At 35.3% G+C, this 19,444-nt stretch carries 17 protein-coding genes and 1 riboswitch; of the genes, 15 read left to right on the top strand and 2 right to left on the bottom strand.

Features of this window, described 5'->3' with window-relative positions:
• Positions 1-9: 9 nt before the first annotated feature.
• From PQO00_RS00120 to argH, 14 genes are all read left to right on the top strand, one after another.
• Entirely contained in the window at positions 10-717 is a 708-nt protein-coding gene (locus tag PQO00_RS00120) for a gluconate 2-dehydrogenase subunit 3 family protein (protein ID WP_274182787.1), read from the top strand.
• Positions 718-742: 25 nt separating this feature from the next.
• Positions 743-1,489, top strand: a complete 747-nt coding sequence (locus PQO00_RS00115; protein ID WP_274182786.1) for a DUF1080 domain-containing protein — start codon at positions 743-745, stop codon at positions 1,487-1,489.
• 14 nt (positions 1,490-1,503) lie between these two features.
• On the top strand, positions 1,504-2,277 hold the full coding sequence (locus PQO00_RS00110) for a DUF1080 domain-containing protein (protein ID WP_274182785.1): 774 nt from the start codon (positions 1,504-1,506) through the stop codon (positions 2,275-2,277).
• 495 nt (positions 2,278-2,772) lie between these two features.
• Positions 2,773-3,399 (top strand): GNAT family N-acetyltransferase, encoded by a 627-nt coding sequence (locus tag PQO00_RS00105; protein ID WP_274182784.1) that lies wholly within the window; start codon positions 2,773-2,775, stop codon positions 3,397-3,399.
• 83 nt (positions 3,400-3,482) lie between these two features.
• Entirely contained in the window at positions 3,483-4,658 is a 1,176-nt protein-coding gene (locus tag PQO00_RS00100; protein WP_274182783.1) for an argininosuccinate synthase, read from the top strand.
• Positions 4,659-4,762: 104 nt separating this feature from the next.
• Positions 4,763-5,746: an N-acetyl-gamma-glutamyl-phosphate reductase gene (gene argC / locus PQO00_RS00095; RefSeq protein WP_274182782.1), complete on the top strand. Its 984-nt coding sequence runs from the start codon at positions 4,763-4,765 to the stop codon at positions 5,744-5,746.
• Positions 5,747-5,957: 211 nt separating this feature from the next.
• Entirely contained in the window at positions 5,958-6,752 is a 795-nt protein-coding gene (proC, locus tag PQO00_RS00090) for a pyrroline-5-carboxylate reductase (protein WP_274182781.1), read from the top strand.
• 1 nt (position 6,753) lies between these two features.
• Positions 6,754-7,899, top strand: coding sequence for an aspartate aminotransferase family protein (locus PQO00_RS00085; RefSeq protein ID WP_274182780.1), 1,146 nt, complete (start codon positions 6,754-6,756; stop codon positions 7,897-7,899).
• Between the two features lie 116 nt (positions 7,900-8,015).
• Entirely contained in the window at positions 8,016-9,212 is a 1,197-nt protein-coding gene (locus PQO00_RS00080) for a glutamate-5-semialdehyde dehydrogenase (protein ID WP_274182779.1), read from the top strand.
• A 2-nt stretch (positions 9,213-9,214) separates the two neighbouring features.
• Complete coding sequence (gene proB, locus PQO00_RS00075) at positions 9,215-9,976, top strand: glutamate 5-kinase (protein WP_274182778.1); 762 nt, start codon at positions 9,215-9,217, stop codon at positions 9,974-9,976.
• Positions 9,977-10,022: 46 nt separating this feature from the next.
• Complete coding sequence (locus PQO00_RS00070; protein WP_274182777.1) at positions 10,023-10,964, top strand: N-acetylornithine carbamoyltransferase; 942 nt, start codon at positions 10,023-10,025, stop codon at positions 10,962-10,964.
• A gap of 43 nt (positions 10,965-11,007) precedes the next feature.
• The gene (gene argB, locus PQO00_RS00065) at positions 11,008-11,784 is read left to right on the top strand and encodes an acetylglutamate kinase (protein ID WP_274182776.1); all 777 of its coding nucleotides are present in this window, start codon (positions 11,008-11,010) and stop codon (positions 11,782-11,784) included.
• Position 11,785: 1 nt separating this feature from the next.
• On the top strand, positions 11,786-12,850 hold the full coding sequence (locus tag PQO00_RS00060; protein WP_274182775.1) for a M20 family metallo-hydrolase: 1,065 nt from the start codon (positions 11,786-11,788) through the stop codon (positions 12,848-12,850).
• A gap of 237 nt (positions 12,851-13,087) precedes the next feature.
• Positions 13,088-14,362, top strand: a complete 1,275-nt coding sequence (argH, locus tag PQO00_RS00055; protein ID WP_274182774.1) for an argininosuccinate lyase — start codon at positions 13,088-13,090, stop codon at positions 14,360-14,362.
• A 470-nt stretch (positions 14,363-14,832) separates the two neighbouring features.
• Here argH and leuB read toward each other — a convergent pair whose 3' ends face one another.
• Both leuB and PQO00_RS00045 read right to left on the bottom strand, forming a co-directional pair.
• The gene (leuB, locus tag PQO00_RS00050) at positions 14,833-15,951 is read right to left on the bottom strand and encodes a 3-isopropylmalate dehydrogenase (RefSeq protein ID WP_274182773.1); all 1,119 of its coding nucleotides are present in this window, start codon (positions 15,949-15,951) and stop codon (positions 14,833-14,835) included.
• A gap of 71 nt (positions 15,952-16,022) precedes the next feature.
• Positions 16,023-17,198, bottom strand: coding sequence for a 2-isopropylmalate synthase (locus PQO00_RS00045; RefSeq protein WP_274182772.1), 1,176 nt, complete (start codon positions 17,196-17,198; stop codon positions 16,023-16,025).
• A 149-nt stretch (positions 17,199-17,347) separates the two neighbouring features.
• Between PQO00_RS00045 and PQO00_RS00040 the strand changes: the two genes are divergently transcribed.
• Positions 17,348-18,892 (top strand): hypothetical protein, encoded by a 1,545-nt coding sequence (locus PQO00_RS00040; protein WP_274182771.1) that lies wholly within the window; start codon positions 17,348-17,350, stop codon positions 18,890-18,892.
• Between the two features lie 255 nt (positions 18,893-19,147).
• Positions 19,148-19,293, top strand: a riboswitch (SAM riboswitch).
• Positions 19,294-19,444: the final 151 nt, after the last annotated feature.

Here is a 19,444-nt window from a genome sequence, read left to right as displayed (position 1 = left end):
ATTGTACATATGAATAGACGCGATAGCATTAAATCAATATTATTAGGTTCTGTAGCCACAGGGCTGGTAATAAATGGATGTACGACAAAAACATCATCTGTGGATGGGTTACCTGAGGTTAAAGAAACGCCCCTCTATGGTCGAACTGAAAAGGAAATCTTAAGAGATCAGGAATTGTTTGAATCCGATTTTTTTAATGAGCACGAGCTCGCCACAATAGCCGTTTTGTGTGATATTATACTTCCCAAGAGCGATCCATATGTTTCCGCTACAGAAGCAGGTGTAAAGGAGTTTATAGATTTTATTGTTAGAGATATGGAAGACCAACAAATACCTTTAAGAGGCGGTATTATGTGGCTGGATAGTTTTAGCAACAAGTTGTATAACAAAGAATTTATAGCATGTACGAACGAGGAACAATATGATATTTGTGATCGAATAGCCTATCCAGAAAAAACAAAGCCAGAGCTTATACAAGGAGAAGTATTTTTTACAAGAATACGTAATTTAACGCTCACAGGATTTTACACGTCAAAAGAAGGTATCAAAGAGTTAGGATATAAAGGGAATACGCCAAATATTTGGGATGGCGTCCCCGAAGAGGTTCTTAAAAAACATGGATTTGAATACGAGGAGGCCTGGTTGGCTAAATGTGTAGATCAATCCAATAGAGGCGATATTGCAAAATGGGATGATGAAGGGAATTTGATTAGTTAAGTATGAACATATATAATGCGAAATTATGATTTTAAAACGCTTAAAGTTAATGCCTGCGAAATCATTAACCTATCTACTAATTACATTGCTTATTACGGTTTCCTGTAAACTACAAAAAGAGACCGCTCAAGTTGTTGAAAAAAAAATGACTGAAGAATGGATCCCCCTTTTTGATGGAACATCTCTCGATCATTGGCGTGGCTATTTATCAGATAGTATGCCTTCAGAATGGTCAATTAAAGATAACGTTATGGTCTTTACGCCAGGAGGACATGGTGGAAAAGATATCATTACAAAAGAAAAATATACCAATTTTGTTTTATCGCTAGAATGGAAGATTTCTGAAAGGGGTAATGGTGGTGTTTTTTGGGGTGTTTTTGAAGATAAAACCTTTTCAAAACCCTATCACACAGGACCGGAAATTCAAATAATAGACAACGAAAAACATCCTGATGCCAAAGCAAATCCTAATTATCATCAAGCAGGTGCATTATATGACATGGTGCAACCCACTAGCGATGTCTGTAAGCCAGCAGGAACATGGAATGCCTGTTTAATTAAGGTGGATCATAAATTAAATTTCGGAAGTGTCACATTAAACGGAACAGTGATCGCCGAATTTGCAGTTCATGGCGAAGCTTGGGACGCTATGGTTGCAAGGTCAAAGTTTAAAAACTGGAAAGGTTTTGGAAAATACCGAACAGGACATATAGGCCTTCAAGATCATGGCGATAAAGTTTGGTACAGAAATATTAAAATTAAGGAACTTTAAATACAGTGAGTCATATGAAGTATATTCTAGTAATTTTAGGAGTTTGTTTATCATTTTCTGCATATGCACAAAAGCAGGGCGGAGATGCAGCATCGGCTATAGAGCCTACAAAGCCAGAGGATACAGAGGTTTATGAGCCTAAGCCAAAAACCGTAATTCCAGGGCATCATGACGCAGCCCCTTCTGATGCGATTGTCCTTTTTGATGGTTCAAACTTAGATGAATGGGTGGGGGACAACGGTTCTAGCAGCGCTGAGTGGTTGTTAAATGGTGACGGCAGCATGACTGTTAAGGATAGGTCAGGTAGCATACAAACTAAACGTAGTTTTGGAAGTGTACAGTTACACATAGAATGGCGATCACCTAAAGATGTAAGGGGCACTGGTCAAAGCAGAGCCAATAGCGGTGTGTTTTTGCAAAAACGTTATGAGATTCAGGTGCTTGATAACAATAATAACGATACTTATGTAAATGGCCAAGTGGGAGCCATCTATAAACAGCATGTGCCATTGGCTAACGCTTCTGTGCCATCGGGCGAATGGAATACCTACGACATTATTTATCATGCTCCCGAATTTGATGCTAACGGTATTAAAACAAAATCGGCTACCGTCACAATACTTCATAACAATGTATTAATTCAGGATCATGTAGAGATTAAAGGGACTACAGAATACATTGGTTGGCCTAAAAACAAACCACATGGTAAAGCCCCGTTAATGCTTCAGGACCATGGTGACAATAGTGGGGTAAGCTATCGTAATATTTGGGTAAGGGAGCTCGAATAACAAACAAACCTATTGGTTTTAAGCATGTTTATTCGTAGGTCATAAAAAAAAATACAGATTACTCTATCCTTTCAAGTGATATTTGCAATGCCATACCATTTCTAATGAGACATGGTTGGCATTGCCATTTAAAAATAAGAACACTTTTTTGTTGGGTAATACCATTTTAAAAAACCATAAAAAAGCATAATAATTTTATAAATTCTTACAGAAAAGTTCTTATTGTCTTAGGAATTCATAATATTTGTTAAAAATTAGGTAATTCATTTTTGTCATAAAAAATAAAATAATACTTTTACCTTTCTAAAAATAAGGATGTTTACAGATATATTAAACATATCATTATATTTCACTTCAACTGCAATAATTTCTTGTGGTGAGCTTCGCTTTTTTCCCCGTCGCCCATAAGGGTGCGCTTCTTATTTGGAACACAGGTGAGTCCGGTTCTTTTTTCAACAGAAAATATTTTATAATAGTTAATTCAAAATCAAGACAATGAGAGTTGTTATTGCCGATAAATCACATTCTAAATACGCAGAAATTATTTGCGAAACAATAGCAGAATCTGCTGCAGTAAGGGGCACTGGTATTGCCAGACGTACCCCGGAATACATTACAAAAAAGTTAGAGAACGGTAATGCGGTTATAGCTTTAGATGGTGATAAATTTGCTGGATTTTGCTACATTGAGCTTTGGGGACATGGTAAATATGTGGCCAATTCAGGATTGATAGTGCATCCGGACTACAGAGGTGTAGGCTTAGCCAAAAAAATTAAGCACAAGGTGTTTCAGCACTCCAGAACCAAATTTCCAGATGCCAAAGTGTTTAGTATAACCACAGGAGTTGCTGTGATGAAACTAAATAGCGATTTGGGCTATAAACCAGTACCTTTTTCAGAATTAACAGACGATCAGTCCTTTTGGGATGGCTGTCAGACCTGTCAAAATTACGATGTATTAACACGAACTAATCGAAAGATGTGTTTATGTACAGGGATGTTGTACGATCCCAAGGTAGCAGGTAAGAAGAAACACAAAATAATAAAAGAAAAGGTTTTTAATAGGCTAAAGCATATTAAGGAAACCATGTTTTTAAAAAAAGATAATAAATCAGACAGATGAAACATTTATCATCATATTAATTTTTAAAAATTAATATGATGATATGGATGTTACAAGTCACTTAAAAAATTAAATATAAACACATGAAAAAATTAGTCATCGCTTATAGTGGAGGTTTAGATACTTCATATTGCGCAGTGAGTTTGTCAAAAGAGTACGATGTACACGCGGTAAGTGTTAATACAGGCGGGTTTACAAAAACAGAAATTGAGCACATAGAGTCGAATGCTTATAAAATGGGGGTTACAACCTATAAAAATATAGATGCTGTGGCTACCTTTTATCAAAAAGTGGTAAAGTACTTGATCTTTGGAAATGTATTAAAAAATAACACGTACCCCCTTTCGGTAAGTGCAGAGCGCATTATTCAAGCTATCGAAATTATTGAATATGCTAAAAGTATAGGCGCAGCATATATTGCCCACGGTAGTACAGGAGCAGGAAATGACCAGGTTCGGTTTGATATGATTTTTCAAACGCTGGCACCAGAAATACAAATTATCACACCAATTAGAGATGAAAAATTAACCAGACAAGAAGAAATTGACTATTTAAAAGCCAATAATATTGATATGTCGTGGGAAAAAGCACAATATTCAATCAATAAAGGACTTTGGGGAACCAGTGTTGGTGGATCTGAAACCTTGACTTCAGAGAAGCCCCTGCCAAGTGAGGCATATCCTTCGCAATTAAAGCATACCGAAGAAGAAAAAGTAAAGCTAACATTTAAAAAGGGAGAGCTAGTAGCGGTAAACGGCATTGAAAACGATCCAGAAATAAATATAGAAACCTTAAACAATTTAGCTTCTGCTTATGCTATAGGTAGAGACATTCATGTGGGAGATACCATTGTAGGGATAAAAGGGCGTGTAGGTTTTGAAGCTGCTGCAGCTATAATTACTATAAAAGCACACCATTTGTTAGAAAAGCATACACTTACTAAATGGCAGTTACAACATAAAGAGTACATGGCAAGTTTTTATGGCATGCACTTGCACGAAGGGCAGTATTTAGATCCTGTAATGCGTGATATGGAAGCCTTTTTACAAAGCAGTCAGGACAAAGTGAGTGGAGACGTAACGGTGAGTTTAAAACCATACCACTTTACTTTAGATGGTATTTCTTCTAATCATGATTTGATGAGTGCTAAATTTGGAAGCTATGGTGAGGAAAACAAAGGTTGGACCGCAGATGAAGCCAAAGGATTCATTAAAATCTTTGGAAACCAAAATAAGATATATCAACAAGTAAACTCGTAAATGATAAGCAGGTTGAAATCGTTTTGTCATTCTGCACTTGAGGTGGAATCCACAATCCAAGAATAAAAAACCTAGCAGATCTAGAATAGGAAATAAAACTAAAAATGGAAAATATAAAAGTAGGAATTATAGGTGGCGCAGGTTATACGGCAGGGGAACTAATGAGACTGTTAATTAATCATCCAAAAACGACTATTGATTTTGTTTTCAGTACATCCAATGCCGGTAATAAAATTAGTCATATCCATCAAGATTTGATCGGTTCTTTAGATTTAAAATTTACTGATACTATCAATCCAGATGTCGATGTGCTGTTTTTATGCTTAGGTCATGGTAACTCAGTCAAGTTTTTAGAAAACAATACGTTTTCAGGGACTACAAAGATTATTGATTTGGGAAATGATTTTAGGTTGGAAAAAGATAAGGTTTTTAATGGTAAAAGCTTTGTGTATGGCTTGCCGGAATTAGAAAAAGAAGCTATTAAGTCTGCTAATTATATTGCAAATCCAGGCTGTTTTGCAACAGCTATTCAATTGGGGTTATTGCCATTGGCCGAAAAGAATTTATTAAATAATGATGTGCATATCAATGCGGTGACTGGCGCTACAGGGGCTGGAACTTCACTATCGGCAACAACGCATTATACATGGCGAGATAATAACTTTTCGTATTATAAACCATTTACCCACCAGCATTTGGGAGAAATTAATCAATCGGTAAAACAGTTACAAAGTAACTTTTCCTCAGAGATTTTGTTTATGCCAAATAGAGGGAATTTTTCAAGAGGGATTTTTGCGACCCTTTATACGGATTTTGAAGGGACTGTTGAGCAAGCCATCTCGATTTATAAAGACTTTTATAAAGATGCCAAGTTCACTTTTGTCTCAGATGCAGCCATCCATTTAAAACAAGTGGTTAATACAAATAAATGTATTGTACATTTACATAAGCATCATAATAAATTGTTGGTTACAAGTATCATTGATAACTTGTTAAAAGGGGCTTCGGGCCAAGCCATTCAAAACATGAATTTAATGTTTGGATTAGAAGAAACCGAAGGGCTAAAATTAAAAGCGACGTATTTTTAATCCCTACCTTAACCTCCCCAAAGTGGAGGAACAAGAAAAAGAGTTTGAGTAAGCGTTCCCCTCCTTAGGAGGGGCTAGGGGAGGATTAAAGATAACAGTGGAGCGTTAGCGATTGCAGCGGCATCCTTTTTTGAGTAACGAGAAAAAGATATAGCGAAAAGCGCGATCCTTAGGGTAACGCCAAAGAGAATAACGAAAAAAAGTATATTTTATGAAAGTAGCAATAATAGGAGCGGGTAGCTTGGGGCAAGCTATAGCAAAAGGCTTGATAAAGACAAAAGCGACATCATCATTGTACCTAACAAAGCGAAGTGTTTTTACACTTCAAGAGTTTAAAGGTATAGAAGGGATTACGTTAACATCAGATAATGTCTTAGCTGTAAAAAATTCAGAAATTATAATTTTTGCAGTTCAACCGCGCCATTTTGAAGCTATTTTAAAAGATGTGGCCCCACTATTAAAAGAAAATCATGTCTTGATTTCCGTAATTACAGGGTTTTCTATTTCTAAAATGGAAGCGATTGTTGGAACCGATAAGTATATTATTCGATCCATGCCAAATACGGCGATTTCTGTTGGGCAATCCATGACCTGTATTTCTACCAACGAAAAAGGAAAATCTAAAGTGGAATTAGCGAAGTCTATTTTTAATAGCCTTGGTCGCTCTATGGAAATTCCAGAAGAACAATTACAAGCAGCAACGGTTATTTGTGCCAGCGGTATTGCCTTTTGGATGCGTTTAATCCGAGCGACAACCCAAGGGGCTATCCAATTGGGGTTTGAAGCACATGAAGCACATGAACTAGCGATGCAAACTTGTTTTGGAGCAGCTAGTTTGCTTATAGAATCTGGTAAGCATCCAGAAGAAGAAATAGATCGAGTTACTACGCCAAGAGGATGTACCATTGAAGGGTTAAATGAAATGGAACATCAAGGGTTAAGTTCATCGCTTATTAAAGGGATCAATGCATCGTTCGAAAAAATTAATCAAATTAAAAAGAATTAAAATGCCATTATTTGACGTTTACCCATTATATGATGTCACCCCAGTTTCAGGGAAGGACATGTTTGTTTACGATAACGAAGGAATCGAATATTTAGACCTTTATGGAGGCCATGCCGTCATTTCTATTGGGCATGCGCATCCAAATTATGTGAAGGCCATTACCCATCAAGTCACCACTTTGGGATTCTATTCCAATGCCATTCAAAATCCATTACAAAAACAACTGGCGGATAAACTTGAAGTACTGTCTGGGTGTAAAGATTATGAATTGTTTTTATGCAATTCGGGAGCAGAAGCCAACGAAAATGCTTTAAAATTAGCTTCTTTTAAAACAGGTAAGAAGCGCATTGTGGCTTTTAGTAATGGGTTTCATGGACGTACATCTGCGGCTGTAGCGGCAACCGATAACCAGAAGATTATTGCGCCGATAAATGCACAACAAGCGGTCACAATTTTGCCTTTAAATGATATTGAAGGTGTTAAAATAGAATTGGAAAAAGGAGATGTTTGTGCCGTTATAGTGGAGTTTATTCAGGGAGTTGGAGGTTTAGATCAGGGAACTGCAGATTTTTTCGAACAAGTAGATGTCCTCTGTAAAACCAATAATACGATGTTTATAGCAGATGAAATTCAATGTGGTTATGGGCGTTCAGGGAAATTCTTTGCGTTTCAGTATTATAATGTCACACCAGATATTGTTTCCATGGCGAAAGGCATGGGGAATGGTTTTCCAATAGGCGGCATTTTAATTCACCCAGATATTGAAGCCCAATATGGGATGTTAGGTACAACCTTTGGAGGTAATCATTTAGCATGCGCAGCAGGGTTGGCAGTTTTAAATACGATGGAAACAGAAAATCTTATCGAAAACACGAATAATATTTCCGAGTATTTTATTGAAAAAGCGAAAGCAATTCCACAAATAAAGAATATAAAAGGAAGAGGTTTGATGATTGGTTTGGAATTCGATTTTGAAGTTGGAGACCTAAGAAAGAAACTTATTTATGATGAACATATTTTTACTGGTGGAGCCTCCAATAAAAAGTTGTTAAGGATTTTACCACCGTTAACCATTAAAAAAGAACACGTAGATCAATTTTTTAAAGCTTTAATCAAGACGGTAGTAGAAATTGAAGCATCGGTATAAAATAAGGATCAAGTTAATGTGTCATTTCGACGAAAGAAGAAATCTCACAAGCGGCTAAAAGACCAACTACTAACCGTCACTGAACACTGAATACTGAACACTGAATACGAAATAAGATGAACACCCTATTATCCATAGAAAAAAGAAACGCCGTACTGCTTAAAATGGCGATGCTTTTAGAGCAAGAAAGAAACGTCATTATTGCTATCAATAAAACTGATTTAGAAGCTTATAGTGGAGATGATATTTCGATGTACGATAGATTAAAAGTGGATGATGCCAAGGTAGATGAAATGATTGCCTCGGTCGTGCATTTAGCATCTCAAGACGATCCTGTTGGTGTAGAACGTTTTAGTTTTAAACATGATAACGGGATGCAGGTCTATAATAAAACAGCATCCTTTGGAACGGTGATGATCATTTACGAATCCAGACCCGATGTGACGGTTGAAGCCGCAGGTATTGCTTTTAAATCGGGTAATAAAATATTATTAAAAGGCGGTAAGGAGTCGTTAAGGTCAAACTTAAAAATTGTAGAACTGTGGCATCAAGCTTTAAAGGATAATGATGCATCAACAGATTGGGTGGAATATTTACAGTTCAACAGAACAGAAACACAAGCTTTTTTAGAGAAACCAACACAGAAAGTTGATTTAATAGTACCTCGTGGCGGTGAAAGATTAATTGCCTTTGTAAAGCAGCATGCAACCTGTCCCGTCATCATTAGTGGGCGCGGGAATAACTTTGTATATGTACATCCAGAAGCAAATCAACAAATAGCATTAGATCTTATTGTGAATGGAAAAACGGCTAAAATATCGGCGTGTAATGCCATTGATAAAGTTATCATAGATAAAAACCTGCCTAATAAAAAAGATTTTATAGAAAGTCTTATTTCCAGACTAAAAGCATTTAATGTTGAAATTTTAGGAGACGAAAATATCTGTGCATTTGATGAGGTGACTGCCATACCATCCAATGAGACTTGGTTTGAGGAGTTTTTGGATTATAAGATCGCTATTGGAGAGGTCGCTACAAATAAAGAAGCTATTGCCATGATAAATAAATACTCTGGCGGACATTCATCGGTTATTGTAACCACCAACAAAACGGAAGCGAAATTATTTATGGAGAATGTCGATACCGCTGCCGTTTATCATAATGTATCCTCACGCTTTACCGATGGTGGACAATTGGGCTTGGGAGGCGAGTTGGCGATTAGTACAGATAAATTACACCAAAGAGGGCCTATAGGCTTACAGCATTTGGTCACCAATAAATGGTACGTTCATGGAAATGGACAAACAAGATAACCATGAAGAAGCAAAGAATATTACTCAAAGTCGGCTCCAATACGCTTACCAAAGAAACAAATAACATTTCAAGGGGTAAGATTGAAGATATTGCAAATCAAATAGCGCAATTAAAGGATACCTGCGAATTTGTTATAGTGAGTTCTGGAGCTATTGCAGTGGCAAAACAGTTTGTGAAATTAGAAAGTAAGCAAAAAGACGTTTTTGTAAAACAAGCCTTAGCGTCTATTGGCCAGCCACACCTTATAAGAATTTATCAGGAGATTTTTAGGGAATACGGATTGCTAACATCGCAATGTTTATTGTCCTATTCCGACTTTAAAAAGCAAGAGAGTAAAACCAATATTGTAAATACCATTAATGTACTCGTTAACAATAATTATATCCCTATAATTAATGAAAACGATACGGTAGCCACCGACGAAATTAAATTTGGGGATAACGATAAATTAGGTGCTTTGACCGCTTCACTTTTAAAAGCCGATCTATTTATAATAGCCACCAATACAAATGGTATTTATACTAAAGAGTCCTTTGAGAATGGTACTCCAAAGACTATTGAATTAGTTACCGATTTTAACGAGTTAAAAAACCAAGTAGTAAATTCTAAATCAACTCATGGAACTGGAGGGATGCAATCTAAAATAGATGCCATTACAGTAGCAAAACAATCAAATGTAGAAACATGGATTGTAAATGGGCTGGAAGATAATTTCATCTTAAACGCCATGCATAATAAAGTATCGTTTACTAAAATAAAATAAAAAGAAGAAACCAGGCAACAGGTCTATAAAAAATAACAATCAAACAATGAAAAACTACACCTCCATACACGATATAGATAACTTGCAATCATGGATCGAGGAAGCTAAATCCCTAAAACAAGATCCTTTAAAACATATAACACTGGGAAAAAATAAAACCATCGGGTTATTATTTTTTAACTCTAGTTTGCGTACCCGACTAAGTACGCAAAAAGCGGCATTGAATTTAGGAATGAATCCTATCGTTATGAATGTGTCCGGTGATGCATGGGGTATTGAATTTGAAGATGGTACTATTATGGATGGTCGTACTGCAGAACACATAAAAGAAGCTGCGGCAGTAGTGTCACAATACTGTGATATTATTGCAGTGAGAGCATTTCCAACATTAACGGATCGGGCAAAGGATGAAAGCGAGCAGGTTTTAAGATCGTTTGTTGAACATGCATCCGTTCCCATTGTGAATATGGAGAGTGCCACAGGACACCCCTTACAAGGGTTGACCGATGCGCTAACAATTTCAGAACATGCTAAAAAATCGCGACCCAAAGTAGTTTTGAGTTGGGCACCTCATATTAAAGCCTTACCACATGCTGTGGCCAATAGCTTTGCTCAGGCGATGCAAAAAATGGATGTTGATTTTGTAATCGCTAATCCGGAAGGCTATGATTTAAGTTCTAATATAGTAGGTAGCACTCCTATAATCCATAATCAGGAAGCCGCTTTTAAAGATGCCGATTTTGTATATGTGAAAAATTGGAGTAGCTACGAAGACTATGGAAAGATTATAAATACAGACCCTAGCTGGATGATTACCAAAGAAAAATTGGGTACTGCTAAATTTATGCACTGTTTGCCCGTACGGCGAAATGTTATTGTTGAAGATGCGGTTTTAGATAGCGATAGTTCTTTGGTGATTCAGCAAGCAAACAACAGAACCTATGCCGCGCAATTAGTGCTAAAAAAAATACTGAAAGATTTAAAATAATTTAAAAAGTTCCCGCTCCTTTGGAGAGGGCAGAGGGAGAGGCATGGAAAAACTATCGATCGTAAAAATAGGAGGAAACATTATAGAGGATGCTTCAGCATTACAGGCGTTTTTAAAACTGTTTTCAAACTTGGAAGGAAAGAAAATCTTGGTACATGGTGGAGGCAAACGTGCCACATTAATCGCATCAAAATTAGGAATTGAGTCTAAAATGATAAACGGCAGACGTATTACCGATGCCGAAACTTTGGAAGTGATCACTATGGTTTATGGCGGTCTGGTCAATAAGAATATTGTAGCCAAATTACAAGCCTTAAACACCAATGCCATAGGTTTAACTGGTGCCGATATAAATAGTATCGTATCAGATAAAAGACCCGTAAAAGAGGTTGATTTTGGTTTTGTTGGCGATGTTAAACATGTGGCTCACGAATCTATTGACAAATTAATGCAAGCCGATTTTACACCTGTTTTTTGTGCCATCACGCACGACGGTAACGGACAATTATTAAATACCAATGCAGATACCATTACATCACAAGTAGCAGTAGGCATGAGTCATTTATACGAAACATCCATTTATTACTGTTTTGAATTAAATGGTGTTTTAGAAGATATAAACGATAAAAAATCGGTCATTAAGCATATCGACACAAAATTGTATGCAGAGTTGTTAGAGCAAGGCACTATTGCCGATGGGATGTTACCAAAGCTAGAAAATTGCTTCGATGCCTTAAATAATGGCGTTAGCACAATTAATATGGGAAATACATCCATGTTAACCCAAGAAAATGATAATTTTACAACCATAACTTTATAACATGACGCCACAGAAATTAACAAACGATGCCATATCACTTTTAAAAAGGCTGATAGAAACACAGTCGTTTTCTTCAGAAGAAGATCAAACAGCGTTGCATATAGAAGATTGGTTTAAACGTTATGGGATTGATTATAAAAGAACAGAAAATAATGTTTGGGCAATTAATAAATACTTTGATGAGGGTAAGCCAACATTATTGTTAAACTCGCATCATGATACTGTAAAGCCCAACAGTGGCTATACCAAGGACCCATTCAAAGCTATTGTAGAAGATGGCAAATTATATGGCTTGGGAAGTAATGATGCAGGAGGATGTTTGGTATCGTTAATTGCTACATTTACTCATTTCTATAATCAAAAAGACTTAAAATACAACCTCGTTATTGTCGCTTCCGCAGAAGAAGAAAGCAGTGGTCCAAATGGATTAAATAGTATGTTATCTGTGATTCCAAAAGTAGATGTGGCCATTGTAGGGGAACCAACACTTATGAATTTAGCAGTTGCCGAAAAGGGTTTGGTCGTTTTTGATGCCGTCGTTTCTGGAACACCAAGCCATGCAGCACATCCTAATGACGATAATGTGCTTTACAATGCCATTGAGGTATTGCAATGGTTCAAGGATTTTAAATTTGAAAAAGGATCAGAAGCACTAGGAGATGTAAAATTAACGGTCACACAAATTAATGCAGGAAAGCAGCATAATGCTATACCGGCACATTTAGATTTAGTCATAGATGTTCGCGTAAATGATGCCTATAGCAATGCAGAAATTGCAGAAATATTACAAGAACAGTCACCATGTAAGAGCATTACACCTCGTAGTTTACGTTTAAATTCGTCAAGTATTCCTGTAGATCATGATTTGGTTAAAGCTGGTATCGCCATTGGCAGAACAACATATGGATCACCAACACTATCCGATCAAGCAGTGTTATCTTGTCCATCGTTAAAATTAGGGCCAGGAGATAGCACACGTTCACATTCGGCAGATGAATTTATTTATGTGGATGAGATTAAAGAGGGTATTAAAATTTATGTTGAATTGTTAGAAAGAGTATTATAAAAAAGAATTAAGAAAATAGAACCAAGAATATAGACTGGATTATAGTCCAAGTTCAAATTTTAGTTCTAGAAGTGAAGCAGTCTTAAATATTGGTTTTAAGTTTGTTGAACTATATTTCGATTAAACAAATAGAAACGTGTTGTCACCCTGAGCGCAGTCGAAGGGTCTCAAGCACCATAGAAATATTAAGATATAAAAGATTCCCGTCTTCACGGGAATGACAAAAAAGTATAGAAAATGAAACTCTGGGACAAAGGCATATCAATTGATAAAAAAATAGAACAGTTCACTGTTGGAAATGATAGGGAAATAGATATTCATATTGCGAAATATGATGTGATAGCATCCAAGGCACACGCTAAAATGCTCCAAAAAATTGGTATCATTACCGTCGAAGAATTAGTTGAATTGTTAGGTGGGTTAAAGGTTTTGAAAACCCAAATAGAAAACGGCACGTTTGTTATTGAGCCTCAGTTTGAAGATGTACATTCCAAAATAGAATTCGAACTCACAAAATCTTTAGGGGACGTTGGTAAAAAGATACATACGGCACGTTCCAGAAACGATCAGGTTTTAGTGGCTTTACAGTTGTACTACAAAGAAAATCTAGGTATAGTAAAAGAAAAAACAAAAACGTTCTTTGCAACACTTCTTGAATTGGCCGAAACTTATAAAGATAAAGTATTACCAGGTTACACACATTTACAAGTAGCCATGCCATCATCGTTCGGGTTATGGTTTTCTGCCTATGCCGAGCTCATGATAGACGATGTCTATTTATTAAATGCAGCCATTCAAACGGTCGACCAGAATCCGTTGGGATCTGCGGCAGGTTATGGAAGCTCATTCCCTATCGATAGAGCGTTAACCACAAAAGAAATGGACTTTGCTACTCTAAAATATAACGTGGTAGCTGCACAAATGAGCCGTGGGAAAAGTGAGCGTACGATAGCTTCCAGTTTAGGGAGTCTATGTAATACCATGTCTCGTTTTGCCATGGACATCTGTTTATATATGAGTCAGAATTTTGGATTTATTTCCTTTCCAGATGAATTAACAACTGGTAGTAGTATTATGCCCCACAAAAAGAACCCGGATGTGTTTGAATTGATTCGAGGGAAATGTAATAAAATACAAGCTTTACAGAGTGAGATGATTTTAATAACCAATAACTTGCCAAGTGGCTATCACAGGGATTTTCAGTTATTAAAAGAAAATATCATTGCAGCTTTTGAAGAAGTAAAAGATATCTTGGATATTTTTAATTATTCCATTCAACAGGTTATTGTAAAGGATGTTGATATAAATGATGATAAATATAAATATCTATTTACCGTTGATAATATCAATACCTTGGTTGTTGAAGGACAAAGCTTTAGAGAAGCATATCAAAAAATTGGAGGCCAAGTACAGGATGGGACTTATGTGCCGGATACCTCTAAACATCATACACATGTTGGGAGTATTCATAATTTGAGTTTGGATAAAATACGTGATAAATTTCCAGGTTAGAATTTATTTAATTTTATAAGAACATACACATGTCTAGGAGTCGATAAAAGTCAATTGAAATTTTTACCAGTTTGATTATCGAATCTATGATTTGATGTGTCGAAAACAAGAAGATTTCTAGTTTCTGGACACTAAATTTCTATGAAATTTAACTCGAAGTTGTCCCCGAGTTAGTATAACCCCTTACAGAAGTGACATTTTTAACTCTTATACCAGTTATACTTTGAATTTATCAAAAAATAAAATGATGATTTTTTGTGATAGATGGGCGTAAAAATCAAGCATAGCTATAGTTCTGGTTTATTTTTATAACGAAATAAAGCACAAAAAGATGTGTTTTATTGGGTGAATTCAAGGTGTAAATGGTATTAAACGAGATTCACATTAGTTAAGAGCATTAAAAAAGCACATCGGTTAGATGTGCTTTTCGTAAATCCCAACAATTTTAATTTGGTGACTAACTCAAATAATCAAATAATTGTGGACTGTCCTAAATGTATGTTTGTAAAATTTAAATTAGTTTCTTCAGGGTTATTTATAAAATCTTCTATAAAATCACCAACTTTAGTGGTGGTTATATGACTATATTTTGTGTTTAGGTCTGGGGTTGTAATATGAAGTTTTAACGATTTATCCACACCTTCCCTAATGAGGTCGGCTTCTTCATGCAGTTCAAAATGATCCAATAACATAGCTGCCGATAAAATGGATGCAATGGGGTTTGCAATGCCTTTGTTGGCTGCCTTTGTATAAGCACCATGTATGGGTTCGAACATGGCATATTTGTCACCAATCGATGCCGAAGCTAATAAACCTATAGAACCTACAATAACACTGGCTTCTTCAGATAGGATATCTCCAAACATGTTTTCGGTTAGAATAACATCAAATTGTCTTGGGTTAATAATGAGTTCTACCGCGGCGTTATCTACATATAGATAATCCAATTTTACATCGGGATACTGCGGTGCTAACTCTTGAACTACTTTACGCCATAGACGGGAACTTACCAAAACATTGGCTTTATCTACCAATGTTAGTTTGTTTTTTCTAGATTGAGCAGCTTTAAATGCTAAATGAGCAATCCGTTCTATTTCAAAACGTGTATATTCACAACTATCGGATGCTGTATTACCATCTTCACTTAGTTTTTTCTCACCAAAATAAATACCACTGGTGAGTTCACGATAAATAAGAATATCGGTGTCCTTAATTTGTTTTTTCTTTAATGAGGATTTGTTCAGTAAATCTTCATAAGCTATAACAGGTCTTATATTAGTATATAAATCCAGTACTTTACGAAGTCCCAAGAGACCTTGTTCTGGTCGTATTTTAGCATTAGGGTCTATATCGTATTTTGCATCGCCGATGGCTCCAAACAAAACAGCATCTGCGTTTTCGCAAATGCTTATAGTTTCTTCTGGCAAAGGATCTCCTGTTTTGTCTATCGCAGAAGCACCTACTAACCCGGTTTCGAAAGTAAATATATGGTCAAACTCCATAGCAATAGCTTTCAAGACTTTGACGGCTTGAGCTGTAACTTCAGGACCTATACCATCGCCTGGTAAAACGGCAATATTTAGTTTCATTTCATTTATTCATTTTTGTCATTCCCACGACATGTACTGAACTTGTTTCAGTAACGTGGGAATCTCTATTTTTAAGCAGAAGTAATTTCCCTATATACTTTGCTGTTTTCTATAATTTGATGGATATCATTATCATTAACTTCTTTCTTTTTGTCGGCAAAATTTAAGAAATTCATATATATATCATCCAACTGAAGTTTGGTTAATTCGTACCCAATATTTTTTGCTCTATATGCTAAAGCAGCCCTTCCGCTTCTCGCTGTTAATACAATAGCAGATTCTGTGACCCCAACATCTTTAGGGTCTATAATTTCGTAAGTTTCACGATTTTTAATAACACCATCTTGATGAATTCCAGAACTGTGCGCAAATGCATTTGCACCTACAATGGCTTTGTTAGGTTGTGTGTAAATACCCATATTATCTGAAACCAATTGACTAATACCGTAAAGCATTTCGGTTTGTATTCTAGTATCCAGATTTAAATAGGGGTGTTGTTTTAAGATCATGACCACTTCTTCTAAAGCAGTATTTCCAGCACGTTCTCCAATACCATTAATGGTACATTCAATTTGCCTTGCGCCATTAATAACACCTTCAATAGAATTGGCAGTTGCTAAACCTAGGTCGTTATGGCAATGACAGGATAAAATGGCTTTGTCAATACCTTTTACGTTCTCTTTTAAGTATTTAATTTTAGCGCCATACTCATGTGGTAAACAGTAGCCGGTCGTATCTGGAATGTTTAAAACAGTTGCCCCCGCTTTAATAACAGCTTCGCACACACGTGCTAAATATTCGTTATCGGTTCTACCAGCATCTTCGGCATAAAATTCTACATCTTCAACAAAAGATTTAGCATAACTAACCGCTTTTACAGCACGTTCTATGATAGCTTCCTGTGTAGACTTAAATTTGAATTTTATATGGGAATCAGAGGTTCCAATACCTGTGTGAATCCTTGGTGTTTTAGCATATTTTAATGCCTCGGCAGCTACCTTTATATCATTTTCAACAGACCGTGTTAAGCCACAAACAGTCGCATGTTTTACTATTTTAGAAATAGCCTCAACCGATTTAAAATCGCCAGGGCTCGATACTGGAAAACCTGCTTCAATAATATCAACCCCTAAATTATCCAACTGTTCTGCAATGATTAATTTTTGCTCAGTGTTTAATTTACAACCAGGGACTTGTTCGCCATCTCGAAGCGTAGTATCAAAAATTTGGACGTTATTATTAGACATTTATTTAAAATATATTTTCTTATTGTACTACGAATTTATACTTTGGTTTCCTAAAAGCAGAATTAAAGCTTTTATTTCTACGATGTTTAACTCATGGATGTCCTATTTAATAAATTGGTAATCAATATATTAATGTTGTTTTTGTAACTATGACAAGAGAGCAAAAAGATAATTTGTTTGTGTTGATAAAGTCGCTGTCTAAATCAGAAAAGAGGCAGTTTAAGCTTTATGTTGGTCGTTTAGGTGTCAATGAAGATTCAAAATTCTTGACACTTTTTAATATTCTTGATAAACTTTCCGTCTACGACGAATCTGTTATTCTTAAAAAAGGGATTGTTAAAAAACAACAGCTTTCCAATTTAAAGGCACATCTATATAAACAAATTTTAATTAGTTTAAGATTAAACCCTTCCCATCAAAATGTAAGGATTCAAATTCGTGAACAATTAGATTTTGCCACTATTTTATATCATAAAGGACTCTATAAGCAAAGTTTGAAAATATTGGATAAAGCCAAAAGCTTGGCTATTGCCAATGAAGAAAAGAACATTGCTTATGAAATTGTAGAGCTAGAAAAAATAATTGAATCCCAATATATTACCAGAAGCCTAAATAATAGGGCAGACGAGTTATCTGTACAGGCAAAAGAACTAAGCCAGCAAAATGTCATAGCTAGTAAATTGTCTAATTTGTCGCTTCAGTTATACGGTTTATTTCTAAAGACGGGCTATATAAAAAACGATAAAGAAAATAAAAGAGTCACTAATTATTTTAATAACAGATTACCAAAATACGATATAAATAAATTAGGGTTTAGAGAGAAACTTTGGTTGTATAAAGCCTATTTGTGGTATAGTTTTTTAACCTCAGACTTTTTAGCGAGCTATAAATATGCTTCTAAATGGGTGGATTTATTTTATAGAAATAAGGATATGATTATTTTAAATCCTGTCTTTTTTTTAAAGGGAAACCACTATTTACTTGAAGCTTTATTTTATTTAAGGCAGTATGAAAAATTTAAGGAAACCCTTTTTAATTTAGAAGCGGTTACAAAAGAAAAATGGTTTCCTGTAGATGACAATGTAGATGGGTTAGCTTTTTTGTACATCTATAATAATAAGTTTAATCTCCATTTTTTTGATGGAAGTTTTAAAAAAGGTTTGCCTTTAATAGACGAGCTATTAGAACGTCTAAGAGATTATAAAGACCGCATTGATGAACACCACATTATGGTATTCTATTATAAAATAGCGAGTATGTATTTTGGTGCAGGAGAGAATAAAAAGTGTATTTACTTTTTAGAAAAAATAATAAGTAATAAATCTTTACAAATGCGCGAGGATTTATTGTGTTTTTCAAGAATTTTAAATCTTGTGGCTCATTACGAAGCAGGTCTAGACTATAATCTGGATGTTTTAATAAGAAGCACTTATAAGTTTTTAATTAAAATGGAAGACCTATATGAAGTGCAAAAAGAATTTATTAAATTTTTAAGAGGTTTAGGGGATATTTATCCAAATGAAGTGAAAAGGGAGTTTGTCAAACTTCATGAAAAATTAAAACAATATGAAGATGACCCTTACCAAAGTCGTGCCTTCTTGTATTTAGATATTATTTCATGGTTAGAATCTAAAATCGAAAATAAACCAATAGACTTGGTTATTAGGGATAAGTTTCTTGAGAATCAGCGATGAACCTAAATTGTAAAAAGACATAAAACCAATCTCACCTTTTTCGGCGAGATCTTAGGTTTAATGCTTTGAAGTCTGCTTCGGGAATTTAAAGGTTCTTTTCCATTGAATACCTCGTGGGTTTGCCCTGAGAATATTTATTAGAACAATATATTTGTCTACCGAAATAAAGTTTTTATAAAATTTTTCGAAAAAAATTAGGATATTAAATTTTTCTGAACGAATATTTGCATATACAAAGTTCAATCACTTATTGAAATGTTATCAAGAAAGGCGGAGGGATTAGACCCTATGAAACCTTAGCAACCCTTTATACGTAAAGAAGGTGCTAAATTCTACCCCGTTCTGGATTATGTACTGAATTTATTTCAGTATTATTTCAGGATTACACGGATAGATAACCAAACGAAATTACTTTCAGTAATTTTAAATTTTCTTTTTAACATTTTTCTATATAAGTACGCTATGCATAGCATATTTGACTTTTGGTTTTATCATAAAGAATTTCTAAATGTTTTTATTTAGATAACTTTTAAAAATGTTATTCTCGTATAG

Source organism: Flavivirga sp. 57AJ16 (assembly GCF_028736925.1).
Classification (GTDB): domain Bacteria; phylum Bacteroidota; class Bacteroidia; order Flavobacteriales; family Flavobacteriaceae; genus Flavivirga.
The sequence above is the reverse complement of the archived record's forward strand: the minus strand, read 5'-3'. Positions and strand labels throughout refer to the sequence as shown.

Bases quoted from the DNA above. Each gene is read 5' to 3' on its own strand.
- PQO00_RS00120 (WP_274182787.1), top strand. From the start codon at position 10: ATGAATAGACGCGATAGCATTAAATCAATATTATTAGGTTCTGTAGCC.
- PQO00_RS00115 (WP_274182786.1), top strand. From the start codon at position 743: ATGATTTTAAAACGCTTAAAGTTAATGCCTGCGAAATCATTAACCTAT.
- PQO00_RS00110 (WP_274182785.1), top strand. From the start codon at position 1,504: ATGAAGTATATTCTAGTAATTTTAGGAGTTTGTTTATCATTTTCTGCA.
- PQO00_RS00105 (WP_274182784.1), top strand. From the start codon at position 2,773: ATGAGAGTTGTTATTGCCGATAAATCACATTCTAAATACGCAGAAATT.
- PQO00_RS00100 (WP_274182783.1), top strand. From the start codon at position 3,483: ATGAAAAAATTAGTCATCGCTTATAGTGGAGGTTTAGATACTTCATAT.
- argC (WP_274182782.1), top strand. From the start codon at position 4,763: ATGGAAAATATAAAAGTAGGAATTATAGGTGGCGCAGGTTATACGGCA.
- proC (WP_274182781.1), top strand. From the start codon at position 5,958: ATGAAAGTAGCAATAATAGGAGCGGGTAGCTTGGGGCAAGCTATAGCA.
- PQO00_RS00085 (WP_274182780.1), top strand. From the start codon at position 6,754: ATGCCATTATTTGACGTTTACCCATTATATGATGTCACCCCAGTTTCA.
- PQO00_RS00080 (WP_274182779.1), top strand. From the start codon at position 8,016: ATGAACACCCTATTATCCATAGAAAAAAGAAACGCCGTACTGCTTAAA.
- proB (WP_274182778.1), top strand. From the start codon at position 9,215: ATGAAGAAGCAAAGAATATTACTCAAAGTCGGCTCCAATACGCTTACC.
- PQO00_RS00070 (WP_274182777.1), top strand. From the start codon at position 10,023: ATGAAAAACTACACCTCCATACACGATATAGATAACTTGCAATCATGG.
- argB (WP_274182776.1), top strand. From the start codon at position 11,008: ATGGAAAAACTATCGATCGTAAAAATAGGAGGAAACATTATAGAGGAT.
- PQO00_RS00060 (WP_274182775.1), top strand. From the start codon at position 11,786: ATGACGCCACAGAAATTAACAAACGATGCCATATCACTTTTAAAAAGG.
- argH (WP_274182774.1), top strand. From the start codon at position 13,088: ATGAAACTCTGGGACAAAGGCATATCAATTGATAAAAAAATAGAACAG.
- leuB (WP_274182773.1), bottom strand. From the start codon at position 15,951: ATGAAACTAAATATTGCCGTTTTACCAGGCGATGGTATAGGTCCTGAA.
- PQO00_RS00045 (WP_274182772.1), bottom strand. From the start codon at position 17,198: ATGTCTAATAATAACGTCCAAATTTTTGATACTACGCTTCGAGATGGC.
- PQO00_RS00040 (WP_274182771.1), top strand. From the start codon at position 17,348: ATGACAAGAGAGCAAAAAGATAATTTGTTTGTGTTGATAAAGTCGCTG.